The following is a 19858-nucleotide window of genomic DNA, read 5'->3' as shown; positions in this document are numbered from 1 at the left end:
TATCTTCAGGCAATTTCAAAGATGTACTTACAATCCACAAAAAAGGTAATAGAAAGAAAATACTAATGACAATATTTACTGCATATACCCCTTTTTTACTTCGAAGAGTAGACGCTCCTTCTTTCACTAGTTACCAACAGGTAATCCCCCTTTGTTTTTTAATTATTTACCGCTTTTCAAACCACTTCCAAAAGGTGCAACGCTAAAACTAGATACTATATAAGTGAAAATCTCCTCCTATCTTTATATGCTGTTTATATGATTAATCGTTTAATCAATCTCAAAAATTATTTCTTACTAACTGATTCACGTTTTAGTAAGTCACAATGTAATTTTATTTTCTTTTTATCTATATTTCTATTTGCAATTAATAACTTTAGCATATCCATAGATTTCTCTCCCATTTGATGTAAGGGGATGGACATAGTGGTGATGCCAGGGGTAGTAAAAGCACTAAATTCTCTATTATCAAAGCCAATAATTGAAATATCATCTGGTACGTGAAGACCCCTATTTTTGGCAGCGTTAATTGAACCAAAAGCCATCAAATCATTTAAAGCGAGAATAGCTGTAGGTTTCTTAGCCAAATTTAATAATTCTTCGGTTAATATAAAGCCTGAGTCAACTTCCCAATCTCCTGTTTTCACAAATGACGGATTCAAAGGAATTCCATAGTCCATCAACGCTCTTCGATACCCATTGAACCTCTCATGTGAAGGGATAGAATCAATAATCCCACTTATTAACGCAATCTCTTTGTGACCTGAGTCAATCAGGTGCCTTGTTGCTTCATACGCGGCAAATTCATCATCGTAATTCACTGTATAATCAAGCTCATTTGAAGTATAACAATACGTATAAACTACTGGTAATGGAATATTAGCAGGAATAACATCTGTCACATCTCTTGTATATGTGCCTATGTAAATAATGCCATCTACCTGGTTTTTAACCATTTCGTCGAATGCTATTGATAATAGCTCTTTCATGTGTTCTTTTTGAGAAAAATCAATCCCCATCTTCTTATAGATTCTCAGGTTAGAAAGTAAGATTCCTAATCCACTATTTTCAGCAATTTCATTGATCCCATCAATAATATCAGGTGTATTAAACACTGTAACGTCTTCAGCAATCACACCCACTGTGCTGGTTTTCTTTATCTTTAGACTTTTAGCGATTTTATTAGGTTTATAATTCAGCTCATTAATTACTTCCAATACTTTTTGGCGAGTACTTTCTCCAACTCGTCCGGTATTATTTAGAACATGCGATACGGTTGCAGTTGATACTCCAGCTTGTTTTGCTATATCTTTGATTTTAGTCATATTTGTCACCTTTTTAAATTAGTTAAACGATTAATCATACCGTAACATGTAAATGCTTTCATAGTCAATTGAATATTTAGACTTTTAGAAACATTATCATAAGACCTCTCTACATTTAAAAAATCCCCCTTAAGTAACAATGAGATACTTTCAATTCTCGGATTACTTCAAGAGGGACCTTATTCGTTATGCATTAAAAGCAATCATTATTCTTTAGTAAACTCATCCGGATCAGGACCGATTCTTTTGTCCTGATTTAACTCATTTATGTTCTCAATGTCTTCTCTTGATAGTTCAAAATCAAAAACATTAGCATTCTCACTAATCCGATGTGCCTTAGTAGACTTCGGAATCGTTACCACTTCATTTTGAAGATCCCAGCGAAGGATAACCTGAGCTGGAGATTTCCCATATTTGCTCGCTATTTCTTCGATAACAGGGTTATCCAACAAACCACCCTGCATTAACGGTGACCATGCTTCAAGTTGGATATCATTTATTTTGCAATACTCATGCAGGTTACTTTGATTCAAACGAGGATGATACTCCACCTGATTTACCATTGGTTTTACCTTACAATCAGCGATCAGGTCTTCAAGATGATGTTCCTTGAAGTTACTAACACCGATGGCGCGTACCCGTTTGTCCTGATAAAGTTTTTCAAACGCCTTCCATGTTTCTTTATATTTTCCTTTCGCCGGTAGTGGCCAATGAATCAGATACAGATCAACATAATCAAGCTTTAATTTCTTTAAGCTTTCTTCAAAGGCAGCGAGAGTTGGTTCATATCCCTGTTCCGAGTTCCAGAGTTTTGTAGTAATAAACAGCTCTTCACGAGGTACGTGGGATTCAGCAATTGCCTGTCCTACACCCTCTTCATTTCCATAAATAGCTGCCGTATCAATGCTTTTGTATCCTGCTTCGATTGCAGCCTTAACTGAGCTAATTACCTCATCACCATCATCAACCTGGAAAACTCCCAATCCAAACCAAGGCATTTTGACTCCGTTATGTAACGTTGTGGTGCTCTGTAAATTTTTCAATATTCTCCCACCTTTTTGTATGAATTATTTTTATTGTACTAGATTTAGGGGGAAAGAAAAGTAATATGCTTCACTCATCCATCATTTCACCTGATTATCCAAAAGTTCTAACTGATCTTCAATTACCTTCATCACATCAATCGCGCCGGAACTACGATTAGAAGGTATGGCTACTTTTACTCCAGTCATTGGATAGTAAGCCGAATGAAAACTAACACCAGGATCATACCCCATCACATGGTATTTCACGATACTGTTATTGCCACTGTTCAGCCAGACTCCATATCCATAATTCACTCCAACTTTCACACGAACATGAGGTGTTAACAACATTGTGGTATGGTTTTCATCTAATAAACGAAATCCTACCAGCGCTTCCCAGAGTTTGATCATGTCAGGGGCAGTTACATAAGCACCCCCATCTGAGCCACCCATGATAGGGACAGAGTAAGTATTCGTTCGCCATGAACCGTCTTTTTCATCGATGTATCCGATAGCTGTATTTTTTGGAAGACAATCCATTGAAAAGTACCCAGATTCTTGCATGTCTGCAAGAGGGAAAATGTGTTCCTTTATATAATCCTGAAAAGACATCCCTGTCTGTTGCTCGATGATTAGCCCTAATACGATGTATCCTGCATTGTTGTAGCGAAAGGATTCTCCAGGGTTAGCTACCATTCTTCCATTTTGAAATAACGGAAGGAAATCTTTGAGACTTTTTAAATGATACATTGGCGTTTGTTTCCAGAGATCCTCAAAGTCCTCCATCACATCCTCATCAAAGTAATCCGGAATACCGGATGTATGTGTTAAGAGGTGATGAATCGTGATCTCATCATGAAAGTGAGGAAACGAAATATCCAAACAGTCAACTAGCCTTGTCTTAAAGGAAAGTACATCCTTTTCAACCAGCTGAGTAATCGCTATAGCGGTAAAAACCTTGCATCCCGAGGCGATACCAAATCTTGTATCCACATCGTTGAACCGCTCCTCCGCTCGATTAGCAAATCCTGAAGCAGTTTTCAGAACTTCATCATCACTTTTAACAACAACGGCTCCTGAGAAGTTTCTATCTTCAAGAAATTTTTCAATTGAAATATCAAGTCTATCTAACATTAATTGTCACCCATACTCTCTTTAATTCTATCTCAATCATCATTAGCTGGCTCCCTATTGCAGCTGATGAACTTCTATATATGTTCCATCCAGGGCGTAATTTACCATTTCTCTCACAGGTATTAAATATGACCAACTCTCCCTAAATCTAACTTCTACTACAAGGTCGGTTTCCCTTTTAAAATCATCAATTATTTTACCAAAGTCGTCTGATTCGTTATGGATGTCGGGATAGGAAGACAGGAAGATCACCCTCTTCCCTATTAGATTCTATCTCCACATTCCAACTCTTACTTTTAAGGAACGAAACCTACGAAAGAAGTAGGTGTTAACCCAGGGTTAAAGATTGGCGCGTTCCTCTGATGGTATCTGTATCTTCTTCGGTTAAAATCCTTGAAAAGAAAAAAAGCTTGAGGCTATGAGAAGCAACAAACTTTTTTCTTGTGGTTAAATTAACTCTTCACTTGTTAGCGTATGCAGCATTTCATCGACCAATTTCCATTCTTCATCTGATTCAATATGATATATGGCAATATCGTCATCATCATCCGGCTTTTCCTCATAACGAAAAGTGAATACCTCCAGGTCCTCTCCTTCAGTTTGTCCGACAGGAGTTACAGCAATATAGGATGCCCCAGTTTCATCAACATCAAATTTGTATAACACTTCAAATAAATGTTCTTCCCCGTTCTCATCAGGTATAATAATTTGTTCTTCATTTTCTAAAGTCATCCCAATTCCTCCTTTATTTTTACATAAGGTTTCAAAAATACCTGTGGTCATTTCTGCCGAACACCAAACCTATTTTTTTCTACAATCCCTCTTTTTATTCTAAATAAAAATAAACTCAGCCCATCCTTTAATAACATCTATATCTCCCATTCAGACTTATTTTTGTTTGAGTAGTTTATCCCTAGGGTGAGCTAGCAAAAGGATTAGTAGTACTAAAGTTCTTAATTTTTTAATTATTTTATATTTTAAGATAATTAAAAATACTCATGATGTGAACATTCATTCCCGTTATAATTGGTAATGGATTACATATAAGGAGGAGTTTATTTGAAAAGGAAATTTATTGCACCACTTGTTGTGACGACTGCCTTATTCACTGCCTCATTACCATATAGCAATGTACTAGCGGTACAGCCAAATGAAAAAGCAGAAAACCATATGGTAAGGAAATGGAATGAGAATGCCAATGTTCCATTATTCGTAAAGGAAAAACAAGCAGCCAAACGTTCTAAGGCTACTTCAAGTGATGCGCTTAACTACCTTGAAGAAAATAAATCTAAGGTTAAAATCAAGAATCCGATAGAAGAACTTAAGTCGAACAAATTAGTAAAAGATGAGCTTGGCATGACTCATGTTCGTTTTAATCAAACTAAAAACGGTGTACCTGTTGAAGGGGCAGAAGTCATTGTTCATTACAATGCGAACAATGAAATCACGGTTGTTAATGGCGCATACAACACTCAAGTTGAAGAAAGTAATTTAGATACCACGCCATCGATCACACCAAATAAAGCACTAGAAGTAGCTAAATCAGCTATTCATGCACCGACTAAATTAGAGCAGCTTCCAACTTCCGAACTTGTAGTGTATCCGTATGAAGGGACAAATCATCTGGCTTACAAAGTAAACGTTAACTTCTTAGGAGAAGAACCTGGTAACTGGTTTATTTTCGTGGATGCTAATACGAGTAAAGTGATTGACCAGTACAATGCAATCATGGACGCTGATAGAACAAAAACACAAACTGGATCAGGTACCGGTGTATTAGGAGATCATCGCCTTTTACATATTTCAAATAGTAAGGAAGACCACGAAGGAACGACTTTTCAATTAGCTGATTTTAGCCATGAAGGCTTGGCAGGAATCATAACCTACGACTACTCCAAGAATAAAATTGAGTTATTCTCAAATAAAAGTGCATCCTTTAAATCAGAATTTGCTAAACCCGCAGTTGATGCTCACTATAACTCTGAACAGGTGTATGACTATTATTTAAATGAACATGGCCGTAATTCCCTTGATGGTAAAGGTATGCCAATTCAGTCAGTCGTTCATTTCGGAGATAATTATAACAATGCCTTCTGGAATGGTACGTATATGGTTTACGGTGACGGCGATGGTGAATTCTTCATTCCGCTCTCAGCAAGCTTAGATGTAGCAGCACACGAAATGACTCACGGCGTAACGTCAAATTCAGCAAATCTTGTGTATAAATTTCAATCAGGCGCTCTAAATGAAGCATTCTCTGATATCTTCGGAGCACTAATAGACGAGTCAGATTGGGAAATAGGTGAAGACATCATGGCGCCTGCTGCTGTCGCTGATGGCAGAACGTCGCTTAGAAGCTTAAGCGATCCTAGTAAGTACCCTGTTGGTGCTGCATATGTACCATACGGCAATGGTGAAGGAAAGTATCCTTCGCATATGGATGAATTCTATGATCTACCTGGTAATTTAGATAACGGTGGCGTCCATATTAATTCCTCTATTATTAACCATGCGGCCTATTTAACGGCCCAGGACATTGGACGTGAGAAGTTAGGGAAAATCTATTATCGCGCTCTTACTCAATACCTGACAGCTACCTCTGACTTTAGTGATGCGCGTCAAGCGATCATTCAATCAGCTGTTGATTTGTATGGTGAAGGTAGTGCAGAGGTTGAAGCTTCTGTAGGTGGATTTGATTCTGTTGGGATAACTCAGTAATTTAGGGAATGCTTAGAAAAAACATGAAGAATTTATCTTCATGTTTTTTTGTGTTTTATTGTCAATAAGTAGATGATAATGCTTTCAGTTAAACCCATATAACGATACATAACTTCTTAAAGTTAAGTCATCATACAAATATAATTATTTGCATTTTGGTAAATACTGCAATAAAGAAAAAAAGGAGGGTTTCGATGGAAGAATATTTGATTGCTATTTCTAGAACGATGGGCAGTTTTATCCTTTTAACTATCGTTACCCTGCTGACCGGAAAACACATTAACTCTCATAAAAATCATTATAGCTATGCTCTTTCGATTACGATTGGTTCGTTTATTGCCAATATGGGCTTTAATACAAAACTGAATTTCTTTGAAATGCTTGCTTCATTCCTCTCATTAATCTTATTATTTTCTCTTGCTAGCTTTTAGAAGTCGAGAGCTAAGAAAATGGTTTTCTGGACAACCAACCGTAGTCATTGAAGGTGGTAAAATCCTTGATGCAATATGAAAAAAATAAAATTCTCTTTAGATGATTTGAATCAACATCTAAGAGAACTAGGGGTATTTGACATCTATGAAGTGGAATATGCGTTAGTAGAAGTAAGTGGCGAATTATCCATTCGTAAGAAAAATCAATTTCAACCTCCTACACGTCAAGATTTACAACTTAAATACTCTCCATCATCGTTACCTATTGAGTTAATTATGGACGGCGTAATAATTGAGAAGAATTTAATCAACCAATATAACAGAGAGTGGATTCATTTGGAGATTAAAAAAAGAAACTTAACTATAGAAGATATTTACTACGCAGTGGTTAACAGTAACGGCACTCTTTTTATTGACACCTATAAAGATAATATTCGATCTCCCTCTGATTTAGAGTAATTTCTGCATAAAACAAAATTAAAATGGAGCCTTTCCCCTGCTGCGCGTTAATACAGCAAGGGTCAGTCTCCATTGTGAAGCACTATTCGGAAAATCTCTTAATTACGTATCCAAAAAATCCTTACCCTTTAACTGGTCTAATGACGTTATAAAACTCAGCAATAAATCTCTAGAATTCTTCAAATCATTTAAATCTACCACTTCATGAGGAGAATGGGTATATCTTGATGGAATAGAAAGTGCTCCCGTTGTTACCCCCTCCCCGGTTAGATGAATCGCACCTGCATCTGTTCCAATTCCCATAAAAACCTCTTCTTGATAAGGGATGTTTCTTTCATTGGCTAACTTTATTAAATGTTGGCTAATTAACGGATGTGAGATCAGTGATTTGTCCGCTAACTTCACACATGGCCGCGATGAGTTATCAGGAATGACTCTAAAAATGAGCTGATCGAGATGCGGGATTCCATCTACATAATAGTCTTCATTCTTCTGAATCGCCTCTGGACTAGCAATCCCGAACATTGGAATAGCTAAATAGCTAATAAATGGCGCGGTAGGCTCTGTTAATTTTATCTCTACCGTGTATTCATCCAGGGCCTTTACGTGTTCAACCTTATGAGCTTCATCACCTTTAAACCCACCATACAAGAAAGAGTAATAGGTGAATTCCCCATTATGCTGAGGATGATTTGGATCCATCCATCGCAACCACCTTCAGAACACCACTATCTACAAGTTTCTTGTACCTTAATCTAATCGTCTTTTCAGTAACATCTAATTCCTCAGCAATATCTTTGAAGGACATGCGACCATCATGGGATAAACAAACAATTAAATTCTTATCTAATTCATCAAGAATCAACTCATTCACCACCTTTTAATTTAATTTGTTTTTCCACAAAGAATACTATAATAATTATTTATTATCATTAAAGTGTAATTTAGAATGTATTTAGTACGTATAATAGTACTATTTTTAAATAAAACTACCTTAAAATGGATTAGACAAATTATAAATAAAAGTTAGAATTTTCGCAATAATATAGATGAAACTATTTCAGATTGCTTCTATCTAATGAAATGTGGCCATTAAAAAAGCCTTCGGATGGAGCATGATTATCCGTTTTACCAAACACTAAAAAATCAGGAGGATTGCCCCCTGATTTCAATGATTATGTGTCTATTTTCTAGACGTTATATACATGTTAATGTGAATAAATTACTTCCAAACTTCTTTGGCAATATCCAATACATGACATACTTTTTCCCATTGTTGGTCTTCAGTCAGTAAGTTACCTTCTTCTGTGGAAGCAAAACCGCATTGCGGACTTAAACAAAGCTGATCTAACGGCACATATCTTGAAGCTTCTGCAATTCGTGCTTTCACTTTTTCCGGGTCCTCTAATTCACCAAATTTCGAAGTGATCAAACCTAAAACAATTGATAGGTCCGAGCGGTAGACATGGCGGAGCGGTTCAAAACCACCAGAACGCTCATCATCAAACTCAAGGAAAAGCCCATCGACATTCAAACCACCGAAGATGGTTTCGGAAATTTCTTCATAACTGCCACTCGTCATAAAGGTCGACTTAAAGTTCCCACGGCAAATATGCATGGTTACGAGCATATCGTCAGGTCTATTGGCTATTGATTTGTTGATCGCCCGGGCACACAACTTTGCAACCTTTTCGGGGTTCTTTCCTTTCGCTTCAATTGATGCTCTTCCTTCCTCGGAAAAGAAAGTAGCCCATGATGTATCATCAATTTGCAGGTAACGGCATCCTTCATTGTATAGCGCCTGAATGACCCCCTGGTAAGCAACAATCAAGTCGTCTATAAATGCTTCGTCACTATCGTAAAGCCCCTTATCGATCTCTCCTCTAAAGAAAAGCATATTAGGGCTTGGAATTGTGAATTTCGCAACCGCATCCCCTGCAATACTTTTAAGGAATTTAAAATGCTCAATCATGTAATGATCGCTGAATCCAACTTTATCGGTTACTTTAATACCATGCGCTTTTGTCACAACACCATCGAATTGGAGACCTTTTTCGGTTTCAAAACCTTCCACACCATCCAAACCTTCAAGGAAGTCAAAATGCCACCAACTACGTCGGAAGTCACCGTCCGTTACTGCTTTAAGCCCGACTGCTTTTTGCTTTTCCACTAATTTAACAATTTCTTCGTCTTCGATTTCCCGCAATTCCTGGTCCGTAATTTCACCCTTTGCCTTCTGTAAGCGTGCCTGCTTCAAACGTTCCGGCCGTAAAAAACTCCCTACATGGTCTCCTTTAAATGGAGCTTTTGATACTCTTTGTTCTACTGATTTCGTCAATCTAAATTCCTTCTTTCTTTAAACTTTATTGTTATTTTCTGCATGAATATTTAGATTTGGTTTACAAAAACAAAACCCCCTTCTAATAAGAAGAGGGTTATTTTTGTATAACAAATTTCTCTTCTTATCTTCAAGCCAATGCTTCTGGAATTAGCACAGTACTTTAAAAGTCTGCTGCTAAGGTTTCAACGGGCCAGTCCCTCCACCTTTCTTGATAAGAAAGTTATCTATTAAATTGTTTTGTTAAATAATTAGTATACAGGAGTAATGTAAAAATTCAAGAGAATAAGAATATTTGTTTTTCTACGGTCCGCATTGTATGTTTCGATTATGAAAAAATACACCTTCTGTCATTCCATTAATATCTCACGAATATCCTCTTCCGTTAATGTTGCTGAAGCTTTTTCTTCTGAATCAATAATGTCTGCAATGAGCTCTCTCTTTTTCTCTTGAAGCTCATTCATCTTCTCTTCAATTGTGCCTTGAGCTACTAACTTAATTACCTTTACAACCTTCTCTTGACCAATGCGGTGCGTTCGATCTGCTGCTTGCTCTTCGACTGCAGGATTCCACCAGAGATCATATAAGATCACCGTATCTGCACCTGTTAAGTTAAGGCCAGTCCCCCCTGCTTTTAAGGAAATAAGAAACAGATCACGCTCACCCTCGTTAAATCGATTACAGGTTTGTACTCGCTCCTCGGCAGGCGTTTCTCCATCTAGATAGAAATAGGTTTGACCTCGGACTGTCAGCTCTCTACCTATGTGCTTAAGCATTTTAGTAAATTGGGAGAAGATCAAAACTCTTCTACCAGACAGTCTTGATTCCTCAATGATTTGAAGCAGCTGCTCATATTTTGCTGAGCTTCCCTTGTATCCTTCTACAAATAGAGCAGGGTGACAACAAATTTGTCGCAACCGCGTCAAACCTGCTAATATTTTTATCCGATTTTTTCGAATGGTATCCCTGTCGAGGTGCTTCAGTGTATCCGTTCGTAGCTTTGCTAAATAGGCTGCATAGAGCTTCTTTTGTTCAGGTAAAAGCTCGGTTAACTCAAGGGACTCCATTTTTTTAGGTAACTCCGCAAGTACATCTTCTTTCATTCTACGAAGTAAAAAGGGTCGAACCCTTCGAGCAATGGTTTTCCTTGTAAGATAGCTATAATCTTTCAACCCCTGGAATAGCTGTGGAAAAATGACATGATAGATTGACCAGAGCTCTTCAATTGAATTTTCCACGGGTGTCCCTGTCAGTCCGAAACGGTGATTTGCCTCGATCCTTTTAACCGTTCTAGCAGTCTGTGTCGTTGGATTCTTGAACGCCTGAGCCTCATCAAAAAACACCGTGTGAAACGATTGATTCTCATACCATTTAATGTCTCTCCGAAGTAGCGGATAGGATGTGATGACGACGTCCATTTCTGCGCTATTCTTTTGTATCTTTTCTCGATTCGATTGATTTCCGTCTATGACAACCGCTCGGATATCAGGAGCAAATTTCCTTATTTCATGCAGCCAATTATAGGTGAGAGATGACGGGCAAACGATGATAACAGGGAGCTTACGTTCTCGAATGATTGATAGCTCGGATACAATATAAGTGATGCTTTGCAGTGTTTTACCAAGTCCCATATCATCAGCTAGAACGCCACTGAATCCATAGCTAGCTAGTGTTTTCATCCATTTGTATCCGCGTTTTTGATAGTCACGCAGGATGTGATCTAACTTCTCTGGCACCTCAAAATCCAATTTTCCCGGATGAAGGAGTTGATCTAAGAACTGTCGAAAAGAATCCTCTACCGTAAAAAGCTCACTCGTATCAATAGAATCAAGAAGATGAAGGCTTTTGGTAACCGGTATATTTAAACTCGCCTCCAAATCTTCATCCTGTGCCGGGACGGTCGTCAAGAAACGATGAATTTCTTCCATCTCTTTCGTCTCAAGAGATAAGAGAGACCCATTTCGAAGACGAAAATATTTCCTTTTCTCTTCCAATGCAGCTAAAACCTCTTGAATTTGATTGTCAGAAATACCATCCATTTCAAATTTGAATTCCAACCAATTTGTGCGTTCCCTTTTCTTATGCTTGACCCTGATAGCAGGATGAGTTTCCTTTCTCACAAGTCGATTCCGAACAGCCGTAGTGGCATATAGTTGAACCATTTTCTGTAGCTTCGGAACAACATGATACAGAAATTCATACTCAAGTGCTTCATTTTGCATATGATAACCGCCATCTGTCTTTGAAAACCCACTTTCGTCCATGAGCTTGAGGATTTTCTCTTCCTTTTCAATATCCCTAATGATCATCGGTCCTGTGGGGACCTCCCTGCTTTCAAGCGGTTGGATCACGACTTCTTCATAGTGAAACTCAAGTCCAGCAAGCAGACGATTTTTCAAACGATCCAGGTATAGTTTGGCAACGAGCAGCGTTTTGAAGAATCTCTGATTTAACCTTTGCGATAGTTGAACATTTCCAATCTTCTTCAGATCCGGTACGATTTTTTCGAGAAAATGATTGATATGTTTATGTGGAATTGGAATATGATTCGTACCAGGAGATGGAAGCATTTGCTTTAGTTCGGATAATCGTTCACAGTCCTGTCCATCCAACTGAAAGACTTTTCCGTCACTCAGAACAGAACGATATAAATTCAAAACGAGCATACTCTCAAAGCCTTTAACTGTTAATTGAAAGTGATCCTTACTTATTTCGTCGAATAGAAACTGGATAGGAGGTGTACCATCCACAATTCGTAAGCGCTCAAAACGGTTTCCGTCATATTCAAGCTTAGCTAATGAGGCATTGGTGAGCAAAGGGACAAGCCGCTTCCACGCGGTTGGGGGGATAATTAAGGTTTGATTCGTTCCTTTATAGTTGAAAGCGTCAGGTATTGATTCTAGAAAAGCCACTTCATCATAAACGACCCGAATAAGATGATGAATAAGCGCATCTGCTTCAATTGAAAAGCAGTGAATGCCCGGATCATACGTGAATGTAGGAGATAGTTCACTCGGTTTTCCTTGTCTTACGTCTATAAGAAAATTTCGAATGCTATGTAATTTAGTGCTATTAAGTTCTATTTCCATTCCAAGTAAGTACTGACCATTCCCCACTGAAATTACTTTACAGGTAAATGAGGCTCCAAGAACTTCTCTTTTCTCGAAATAACGTTGATGGCCACTAGTTGGCGTAGATTTGTCATTGAAAAGTGTCATGAAACCTTCCGTTAGTTCTCCATCAGTGGCTTGTTGGCCTTGTCTATTAAGTGGGGAAGTTCCTTTTTGTTGAAAATCATTAATCGCTAATAGAACGGCTGCGATATGCTGACAATCCTTTTGAAAGTTGGCTAACGAAGGACAACTGCATTCCCTCTGAAAGTCCCCTGTCACTTCTTTTATAATTGTTACATGGAAATCTTCCGTACCATGAACCGTAGCTTCACAGAAATCAGAGCGAAATTGGTTAAATACCACTTTATTTGAATGATAATAAGCTTCCCCTCTTTTGAAGGAAAGGGTACCGCACATTTCTTTGATTATCTTGTTGTTTACTTTAATATTCATGTACTCCAGTCCTTCGCTTAATTATTGAGGCGATCTAGAATCATCTAGAATCATCGGGACGGTTCTCGCGATTCATCACCCATTGGTTTTTTAATCATTTAACCAGTATTTAATCCCATGCCACTCCAGATTCCCGCTTTTTTCTTTACTAGTTAGAATCAAGAGGCCGCCCCCCTTTATTCTATTACGGAGTAAAAATTTGATTGCTTTGGCTCTAGTCGAAGCACAAGAAAGCCCCCTAATGGTGGGTATTTGATCGTACCATTATACCATTCAGGGGGTTTTTCATGGAGAAATATAGATTTAGATAAAAGAGATCCATGAACTGGACCTTTTGAAGGTTCTAGTGATTCACCATTCAAAAGCTCAACCTGAGTACCAATCGCTCTAGTCTTGTTCCAAAAAACAAAAAGAAACACGAGAACCGTCCGAGACTGGTGAAAAAGTCCAACTTTTTTACAACGAAAAATGATAAAAGAAAAACGAGCCTCTAGAATCGCTTCTAAGCCTCGTTTGCTATACGGCGAGACATTTTAGTCCCCTTTAAAAGCTTATTTTTGGAAAGTGACTACTTTTTCACTGGTCTCGAACCGTCCCCGTAATACCAGCGTTTTTCTTTATGTTCACTTATTTACCGGTACTTTTTAATACAATTTAAATAACCCTATTCGGTATTATCGGTAAATACACGCACGATTCATGAATAGGTCCATAATAAACTTTTTGATGAGCTTTTTTCGTCTCCCAGGAATCGAACGTTGACTTCCCTGTATTTGGATTCACATCATACCGTGGGAAATTACTTGATGTAATGTGCAATCCAATCGTGTGACCTTCTAAGAACACATTACTCGTCGCCCACAAATCAATCACAATCCGAGTCGGTTCATTCCTTAATCCTTCCAATCTAGCCATTCCATCAGCTAAATTGTAAGATGTTCCATCTGGAAGTACATCGACAAGAGTGGCTGTAAAATCAGTATGTGTCACATCTGAGGATACGATCAATTCTACCTTGATCGGACCCGTCACTTCAAGTGGATTACTTAAAGGTTCGGTAGTGTAGACGAGAACATCATCTCGGTCAGATACCCCCCTTTGATCTTTCGGCCCCATGTTCATCCCTTGATAAAACAATGTTCCTCCCCCCTGTGTAGGTACAGGATGTTCTGGATCAAAGATAAAAGAGTCTGTTCCTATACTCTCTGATTTCTTTGTTGATAATTTTCCTTTTTCAATTGAAAAAGAACCGGGTCTTTGAAGATAATAAGGGACATATTGTGCTCTTTTTAATGGCCACTCTTCTTCCGCTCGCCAGTCATTAATCCCCATCACAAAAATATGAACTGGTTTGTCTTCATTGGTTTCAGGTGAATGTCCTTTAAGCCACCTGTCGAACCAATTCAAATGGAGCCCGGTAAGATCGAGCGATGAACCTGAGCAGTGGCTTCCAAAAAAACGATCTCCGATGACCGCATTAAAATCACCATGGCCCCAGGGACCGATCATTAATTTCTGATCTACTTCACCAGACTTCTTCATTTCTTGATAATTCGTTAACGTCGATCCTAAAAAACAATCATACCACCCAGCAATATGATAGGAAGAAACGTCAATATTTTTTAATTCATTCGTGATATCTGCCTCCATATGAATTGAATCCTCTGGATCTGCTAATTTGTTAAAGAGATGCCCAATAGATGGATACTTCCAGAGCGGTGGCCACTCCTTCACTGGCTTATATTTATGCCATTCAAAAATATGATTCAAATCATGGTGAATGGTTTCTAAATGATGGTGATTCTCCTTGATTCTATTTAAATAATCCGCCGCGATCGAATCCAGCATCCAAGTTTCGACTAAACCTAATTCAAAAGCTCCTCCCCTATAAGCCAATCCCTCTTGCAAATTACTGCCTGTCATCACAGGAAAAATAGCTTTTAAAGACGGAGGCTGGAGAACGGCTGCATACAATTGGGTGAATCCATAATAGGACAATCCAAACATCCCGACACGTCCATTACTATAAGGAAGAGCAGCAGCCCACTCCACGGTATCATAACCATCCTCCGCTTCTTGGACAAAAGGTTTAAAGTCGCCTTCAGAAGCAAACCTTCCCCTTACATCTTGGATAATGATTACATACCCTGAGCGCGCTAATCGGAGCGGGTCTATATAGCGATGGGGAAAATCCGGAAGATTCTTATTGTAAGGCAGCCTTGTCAACAATACAGGGTACTTCTCCACCGAAGATGGCCGATACACATTGGCATACAAGGTTGTACCATCTCTTAACGTACAAGCAACATCCATTTCAACAATAATTTCCATCACGTTCACTCCTTTAAAAAAAAGAGGTCTGCACATTAATACAGACCTCTTTCCATTATTATTTTGGGATCATTTCGTTCACTTTTTCTTGATGATTATCGATCCATTCCTGAGCTACTTCTTCTGGATCTCTTCCTTCTTCTTCGATTTCTACAATCATTTGCTCGACATCGTCAATTGAGATGCTCCAGTTACTCAAGAATTCATAAGCTTCTGGTGCTTTTTCGCTTAGTTTACGATTAGTCACGACCTCTACGGATGAAGGTGCGAAGAAGCCTTTATCATTTTCTAATACTTTCAAGTCATACTTGTTGAACATCGTGTGTGGTCTCCAACCAAAGAAGACAACTGGTTTTTCTTGATTCATCATGCGAATCGCTTGAGCCATCATTCCGCCTTCTGAAGAGTTTACCTGTTTCATATCTAACCCATAAGCTTTGATCATTTCTTCAGATTCTTTCGTTGCGCTGGCCCCTTTTTCAATCCCGTACATTTTATTACCAAACTGATCTTCCATCCCTTTTAGATCGGATACAGAATTAACATCTTCCATATAGGCAGGTACCACCCAGCCTGTTTCGGCTTTAGGATAACTCACGGCTGTGCGTTCTAGTTTGTCACCGAATTTATCCATGTGTACTTTGTGCATTGGGAACCATGAGTCCATGAATACATCAACATCTCCACGAGATAACCCCATGAATACGCCGCCAACGTTTGATTTCGTTTCTTCAACGGTATAGCCCATATCTTCCAAAATAAGTCCGGCTACTTTTGTTGGAGGTACTGTACTTGTCCACGGTGTTACACCAAAGGTAATCGTTTGATCCTTACTCGCTTCTTCATTAGAAGCTTCACTGCTCGCTTCCTCTTGTTCTGAACAACCGATAATTAAGACCATTAGAAAAGTCGTCATTATTCCAAATAAAATTTTCTTCATTTGTATCCTCCTTTATTTTTTGAGAGATCATTTCTTCTTTTATCTAAAAAATGATGGACGTTCTTTAAGATGCATTCCGACCTAATCCTTGCGTAATACGGTCTAGAATAATGGCTAAAACAACAATGCCTAATCCACCTGTCAAACCTAGACCGACATTTACTGTGGAAATCCCTGAAAGGACGGTTGAACCAAGTCCTGGTGCCCCGATCATAGATGCAATGACTGCCATGGATAGGGCAAGCATAATCGTTTGGTTGATCCCTGCCATAACAGTTGGAACTGCCAGTGGGAGTTGTACTTTGAATAGTAATTGGGAAGGTGTGGATCCGAAAGCTCTTGATGCCTCAACTACATCTTCAGGAACCTGTTGAATACCTAAAGTCGTCATACGAACAGCTGGCGGGGTCGCAAATACAAAGGTTGAAATAACAGCAGGTACTCCACCTAGCCCAAACAACAAAATAGCAGGTATTAAGTAAACAAAGCTTGGTAGAGTTTGCATGAAATCTAAAATAGGACGCACAATCTTGTTGATCATTGGGTTAGTCGCACTTAAAATCCCCATCGGTACTCCTACAACGACAGACATGAATGTGGATACGATAACAACGGCAATGGTTTGCATTGCACCATCCCATAGATTCACTGACCCTAAATAGAGACAGCCGATCAATGTAAAGAGCGCAATTCCTTTACCAGCTAATTTCCATGACAATAAAATCAGGATGATCGTAATCACCTCTGGTGGAATGGCGATTAGTAGATCCGTCATCGATGTAATAAAAGAATCTAGCACTACACTAATTTGATTGAAGAAACCTCCCATCACCGGTAACAACCAGTTAGTTACAAATATATTTGTCCATTCCTCTAATGGAAAATGAAAATAGTTCATCCTTCTCTCACCTCATCTTTCTCTTTCCCAAGAACAAGACCTGAAAGAATAGAAACTCTGGAAATGATGCCTGCCAATTTTCCTTCATTTAATACGACGATCGGATATTTCGTTTCCGCTGCTATTCCAAGAAGATCATTCAACGGGGTATCCATAGATGTTGAATAAGTATCCTCGATCAGAACTTCTTCTACCGTACGATCATTTTTGTATGCTTCAATTGCTTGCTCAATGGTAAGCAATCCTTTAAAGTTGTCCTCTTTGTCAACTACAAAAATACTAGAAGCACCCGCTTCCTCCATCTTTCTTACAGCGACTCTCGGGCCGTCTTTAAACGTCGTCAGTACTTCAGGCTTTTTCATCACGTGATGAGCTTCTAAAATTTTAGAACGATCTACATCTTTGACGAAGTTAGAGACGTAGCTATTCGCAGGGTTCTCTAACACCTCTTCCGATGTTCCTACCTGAACGATTTGGCCATCCTTCATGATTGCTACTCTGTCGCCAAGCTTTAGGGCTTCATCCAGGTCATGGGTGATGAACAGGATCGTCTTGCCAAGCTTCTTCTGCAGATGTAGCAGTTCATCTTGCATTTCTTTTCGAATCAATGGATCAAGAGCACTAAAAGCCTCATCCATTAATAAGATGTCGGTGTCATTTGCAAGAGCTCGGGCAAGTCCAACGCGTTGCTGCATACCGCCACTCAATTCGCTAGGATAGCTATTTTCATAACCTTTCAGTCCAACATCTTCAATAGATTTTAGAGCTTTCTTCTCTCTGTCACTTTTGCTCATTCCTTGGATTTCAAGGCCGTATGCCACATTAGCGATGACAGTACGGTGTGTAAATAATCCGAACTTCTGAAAGACCATCCCTAATTTTTTGCGTCTCGTGTTAATTAGTGAAGATTGATTCATCAGAGTAATATCTTCGCCGTCGATGTAAACTTCTCCATCGGTAGGTTCAATCAAGCGGTTCACCAAACGAATCAATGTTGATTTCCCGCTTCCCGAAAGTCCCATGATGACGAAGAATTCCCCAGGTTTAACCGCAAAAGAGGCCTTGTTTACACCTACGGTTGAACCGGTTTCTTCTAAAATTTGATCTTTCGTTTTTCCGTTCTCCAAACTTTTCATACCTTGCTTAGGATGAGAACCAAATATTTTAGTCATATTTTTAACTTCGATTTTATTCATAAACATTCTCCTCTTTTGTCCCGATCAAGTGATGACTTATCGTCGAATCCGAATCTGTCTACCCACTTGTTTAGGCTGATCTAAATGTTCATGCGCATCTCGCAGTTTACCAATCTCACTAGCTATGGATTCAGGAAAAGGGCCAGGGCGTCCTTCCCTCGTATCCATGCCCATCAACATTTGCTCACTAGTGGCTAGAAGGTCATCATTTTTATTTTTCATTTCAAAGAAAACATGTAGACGTTTGGCATCATCATCGATTAATTGAATCGAAACATGAATATCTTCTTTCTCATGACCTTCTTTCAAATAACAAATGTGATTTTCCAGTGTGAAAATAGTGTAAGCAAACTTGTCACGGGCTTCCTCATGTAAGCCGATGTAATCCATGAATTTATCAACGACCTGGCTAAATACAATTGCGTAGGCGGCATCATTCATATGCCCGTTATAATCCACCCAATCACTGTGCACATGGTCTTTATATTCGAAAGAATTGTGAGCTGTCATCGCCATTCACCCCTCGTCTATTGATCAATCTCTATGTTCTTAGATTCTGGCCAATACTCTTCAACTAAATCTAGTAACTTAACAAGAAATTCATTTCGCTTCAGTTCTAGATCAGCAACGCTTTGATCGCCCGCATAGCTTTCGCAGCCTTCAATAACCCGTTCTTTTAATTCATCGGTCAATTCTGGTGCTTCTAGCTTCGTCCATGGAAGCTTCAGGGCAGGACCAAATTGCTCTAACATATGACGCATGCCTTGCTCGCCCCCTGCTAGGTGGAACGTCAAGAAAGGTCCCATTTGAGCCCAGCGTAAACCAGCTCCATAAATAATCGCTTTATCGACTTCTTCTGTGGTCGCAACTCCATCGTTTACAAGGTGAAGAGCTTCACGCCAAAGAGCTTCCATTAAACGATCAGCAACATGACCATCTACTTCTTTGTTTATGGTAAGAGGCTTCATCTGAATGGATTCAAAGAAGTGATTAGCCCTTTGAATGACTGCTTCTTCGGTGAACTTCCCACCGACTACTTCAACGAGTGGAAGTAAATAAACAGGATTAAACGGGTGAGCTACTATAAAACGTTCCGGATGCTCCATTCCTTCTTGTAAAATACTTGGTTTAATTCCAGAGGTACTTGAACCGATGATCGCTTCTGGGTTCGAAAAATGATCGATTTTTTGAAGAACGGTTTTCTTTAATTCCTCACGTTCAGGAACGTTTTCTTGGATGTAGTCTGCATCAGCGATAACTTCTTCCATCCTGTCAGAAAATTGAAGACGATCCCTTGAAGCTCCTTCTGCCAAACCAAGTTTTTCAAGAGAAGCCCAAGCATGATCCACAGCCTGTCGCGTTCGGTTTTCAGCACCTTCTGCAGGATCAAAAGCCACAACATCTAATCCCTGGGCTAAAAAGCGAGCAATCCAACCATTTCCGATCACGCCTGTGCCGATGACAGCTACTTTATTCATTGGGTTGTGTCCGTTCATT

Annotated in this window: 17 protein-coding genes and 1 riboswitch; of the genes, 3 read left to right on the top strand and 14 right to left on the bottom strand. The window is 39.0% G+C overall.

What is annotated here, in order from left to right; genetic code table 11:
* Positions 1–287 precede the first annotated feature (287 nt).
* From ABFG93_RS16625 to ABFG93_RS16610, 4 genes are all read right to left on the bottom strand, one after another.
* Positions 288–1325: a LacI family DNA-binding transcriptional regulator gene (locus tag ABFG93_RS16625; protein WP_347549128.1), complete on the bottom strand. Its 1038-nt coding sequence runs from the start codon at positions 1323–1325 to the stop codon at positions 288–290.
* Positions 1326–1531: 206 nt separating this feature from the next.
* Positions 1532–2323: an aldo/keto reductase gene (locus ABFG93_RS16620; protein ID WP_431522098.1), complete on the bottom strand. Its 792-nt coding sequence runs from the start codon at positions 2321–2323 to the stop codon at positions 1532–1534.
* A 126-nt stretch (positions 2324–2449) separates the two neighbouring features.
* Complete coding sequence (locus ABFG93_RS16615) at positions 2450–3484, bottom strand: serine hydrolase domain-containing protein (RefSeq protein ID WP_347549127.1); 1035 nt, start codon at positions 3482–3484, stop codon at positions 2450–2452.
* Positions 3485–3931: 447 nt separating this feature from the next.
* On the bottom strand, positions 3932–4216 hold the full coding sequence (locus ABFG93_RS16610) for a DUF1292 domain-containing protein (RefSeq protein ID WP_347549126.1): 285 nt from the start codon (positions 4214–4216) through the stop codon (positions 3932–3934).
* A 327-nt stretch (positions 4217–4543) separates the two neighbouring features.
* Between ABFG93_RS16610 and ABFG93_RS16605 the strand changes: the two genes are divergently transcribed.
* The 3 genes from ABFG93_RS16605 to ABFG93_RS16595 all read left to right on the top strand — a co-directional run bounded on the left by ABFG93_RS16605 (position 4544) and on the right by ABFG93_RS16595 (position 7092).
* Entirely contained in the window at positions 4544–6202 is a 1659-nt protein-coding gene (locus ABFG93_RS16605; RefSeq protein ID WP_347549125.1) for a M4 family metallopeptidase, read from the top strand.
* 194 nt (positions 6203–6396) lie between these two features.
* Positions 6397–6633: a hypothetical protein gene (locus ABFG93_RS16600; RefSeq protein WP_347549124.1), complete on the top strand. Its 237-nt coding sequence runs from the start codon at positions 6397–6399 to the stop codon at positions 6631–6633.
* A gap of 75 nt (positions 6634–6708) precedes the next feature.
* Positions 6709–7092 carry a DUF421 domain-containing protein gene (locus ABFG93_RS16595; RefSeq protein WP_347549123.1) on the top strand — a complete coding sequence of 128 codons (384 nt, stop codon included), beginning with the start codon at positions 6709–6711 and terminating at the stop codon, positions 7090–7092.
* Positions 7093–7194: 102 nt separating this feature from the next.
* Here ABFG93_RS16595 and ABFG93_RS16590 read toward each other — a convergent pair whose 3' ends face one another.
* From ABFG93_RS16590 to ABFG93_RS16545, 10 genes are all read right to left on the bottom strand, one after another.
* A complete protein-coding gene (locus tag ABFG93_RS16590; protein ID WP_347549122.1) occupies positions 7195–7794 on the bottom strand; it encodes a hypothetical protein in 600 nt (199 codons plus the stop codon).
* Entirely contained in the window at positions 7769–7957 is a 189-nt protein-coding gene (locus ABFG93_RS16585) for an Lrp/AsnC family transcriptional regulator (protein WP_347549121.1), read from the bottom strand. The genes ABFG93_RS16590 and ABFG93_RS16585 overlap by 26 nt, the downstream gene beginning before the upstream one ends.
* A gap of 357 nt (positions 7958–8314) precedes the next feature.
* A complete protein-coding gene (locus ABFG93_RS16580; RefSeq protein ID WP_347549120.1) occupies positions 8315–9430 on the bottom strand; it encodes a 5-methyltetrahydropteroyltriglutamate--homocysteine S-methyltransferase in 1116 nt (371 codons plus the stop codon).
* Between the two features lie 121 nt (positions 9431–9551).
* Positions 9552–9651: riboswitch (SAM riboswitch) on the bottom strand.
* 129 nt (positions 9652–9780) lie between these two features.
* Entirely contained in the window at positions 9781–12996 is a 3216-nt protein-coding gene (locus ABFG93_RS16575) for an SNF2 helicase associated domain-containing protein (RefSeq protein ID WP_347549119.1), read from the bottom strand.
* A 654-nt stretch (positions 12997–13650) separates the two neighbouring features.
* A complete protein-coding gene (locus ABFG93_RS16570; RefSeq protein ID WP_347549118.1) occupies positions 13651–15327 on the bottom strand; it encodes a CocE/NonD family hydrolase in 1677 nt (558 codons plus the stop codon).
* A gap of 58 nt (positions 15328–15385) precedes the next feature.
* A complete protein-coding gene (locus ABFG93_RS16565; protein WP_347549117.1) occupies positions 15386–16267 on the bottom strand; it encodes a glycine betaine ABC transporter substrate-binding protein in 882 nt (293 codons plus the stop codon).
* A gap of 64 nt (positions 16268–16331) precedes the next feature.
* A complete protein-coding gene (locus ABFG93_RS16560; protein ID WP_347549116.1) occupies positions 16332–17165 on the bottom strand; it encodes an ABC transporter permease in 834 nt (277 codons plus the stop codon).
* Positions 17162–18361: a quaternary amine ABC transporter ATP-binding protein gene (locus ABFG93_RS16555; protein WP_347549115.1), complete on the bottom strand. Its 1200-nt coding sequence runs from the start codon at positions 18359–18361 to the stop codon at positions 17162–17164. The genes ABFG93_RS16560 and ABFG93_RS16555 overlap by 4 nt, the downstream gene beginning before the upstream one ends.
* A 36-nt stretch (positions 18362–18397) precedes the next feature.
* A complete protein-coding gene (locus ABFG93_RS16550) occupies positions 18398–18871 on the bottom strand; it encodes a thioesterase family protein (protein WP_347549114.1) in 474 nt (157 codons plus the stop codon).
* 17 nt (positions 18872–18888) lie between these two features.
* Positions 18889–19857: an L-carnitine dehydrogenase gene (locus ABFG93_RS16545; protein ID WP_347549113.1), complete on the bottom strand. Its 969-nt coding sequence runs from the start codon at positions 19855–19857 to the stop codon at positions 18889–18891.
* Position 19858 lies beyond the last annotated feature (1 nt).

This window comes from Pseudalkalibacillus hwajinpoensis (assembly GCF_039851965.1).
Lineage (GTDB): Bacteria > Bacillota > Bacilli > Bacillales > Guptibacillaceae > Guptibacillus > Guptibacillus hwajinpoensis_E.
Note: the sequence above shows the minus strand (reverse complement) of the source record. Positions and strands in the feature narration are given on the sequence as shown.

Coding starts and splice junctions, on each gene's coding strand:
- ABFG93_RS16625 (WP_347549128.1), bottom strand. CDS start 1,325: ATGACTAAAATCAAAGATATAGCAAAACAAGCTGGAGTATCAACTGCA.
- ABFG93_RS16565 (WP_347549117.1), bottom strand. CDS start 16,267: ATGAAGAAAATTTTATTTGGAATAATGACGACTTTTCTAATGGTCTTA.
- ABFG93_RS16600 (WP_347549124.1), top strand. CDS start 6,397: ATGGAAGAATATTTGATTGCTATTTCTAGAACGATGGGCAGTTTTATC.
- ABFG93_RS16545 (WP_347549113.1), bottom strand. CDS start 19,857: ATGAACGGACACAACCCAATGAATAAAGTAGCTGTCATCGGCACAGGC.
- ABFG93_RS16615 (WP_347549127.1), bottom strand. CDS start 3,484: ATGTTAGATAGACTTGATATTTCAATTGAAAAATTTCTTGAAGATAGA.
- ABFG93_RS16575 (WP_347549119.1), bottom strand. CDS start 12,996: ATGAATATTAAAGTAAACAACAAGATAATCAAAGAAATGTGCGGTACC.
- ABFG93_RS16595 (WP_347549123.1), top strand. CDS start 6,709: ATGAAAAAAATAAAATTCTCTTTAGATGATTTGAATCAACATCTAAGA.
- ABFG93_RS16620 (WP_431522098.1), bottom strand. CDS start 2,323: ATGCCTTGGTTTGGATTGGGAGTTTTCCAGGTTGATGATGGTGATGAG.
- ABFG93_RS16610 (WP_347549126.1), bottom strand. CDS start 4,216: ATGACTTTAGAAAATGAAGAACAAATTATTATACCTGATGAGAACGGG.
- ABFG93_RS16570 (WP_347549118.1), bottom strand. CDS start 15,327: ATGGAAATTATTGTTGAAATGGATGTTGCTTGTACGTTAAGAGATGGT.
- ABFG93_RS16560 (WP_347549116.1), bottom strand. CDS start 17,165: ATGAACTATTTTCATTTTCCATTAGAGGAATGGACAAATATATTTGTA.
- ABFG93_RS16550 (WP_347549114.1), bottom strand. CDS start 18,871: ATGACAGCTCACAATTCTTTCGAATATAAAGACCATGTGCACAGTGAT.
- ABFG93_RS16555 (WP_347549115.1), bottom strand. CDS start 18,361: ATGAATAAAATCGAAGTTAAAAATATGACTAAAATATTTGGTTCTCAT.
- ABFG93_RS16590 (WP_347549122.1), bottom strand. CDS start 7,794: ATGGATCCAAATCATCCTCAGCATAATGGGGAATTCACCTATTACTCT.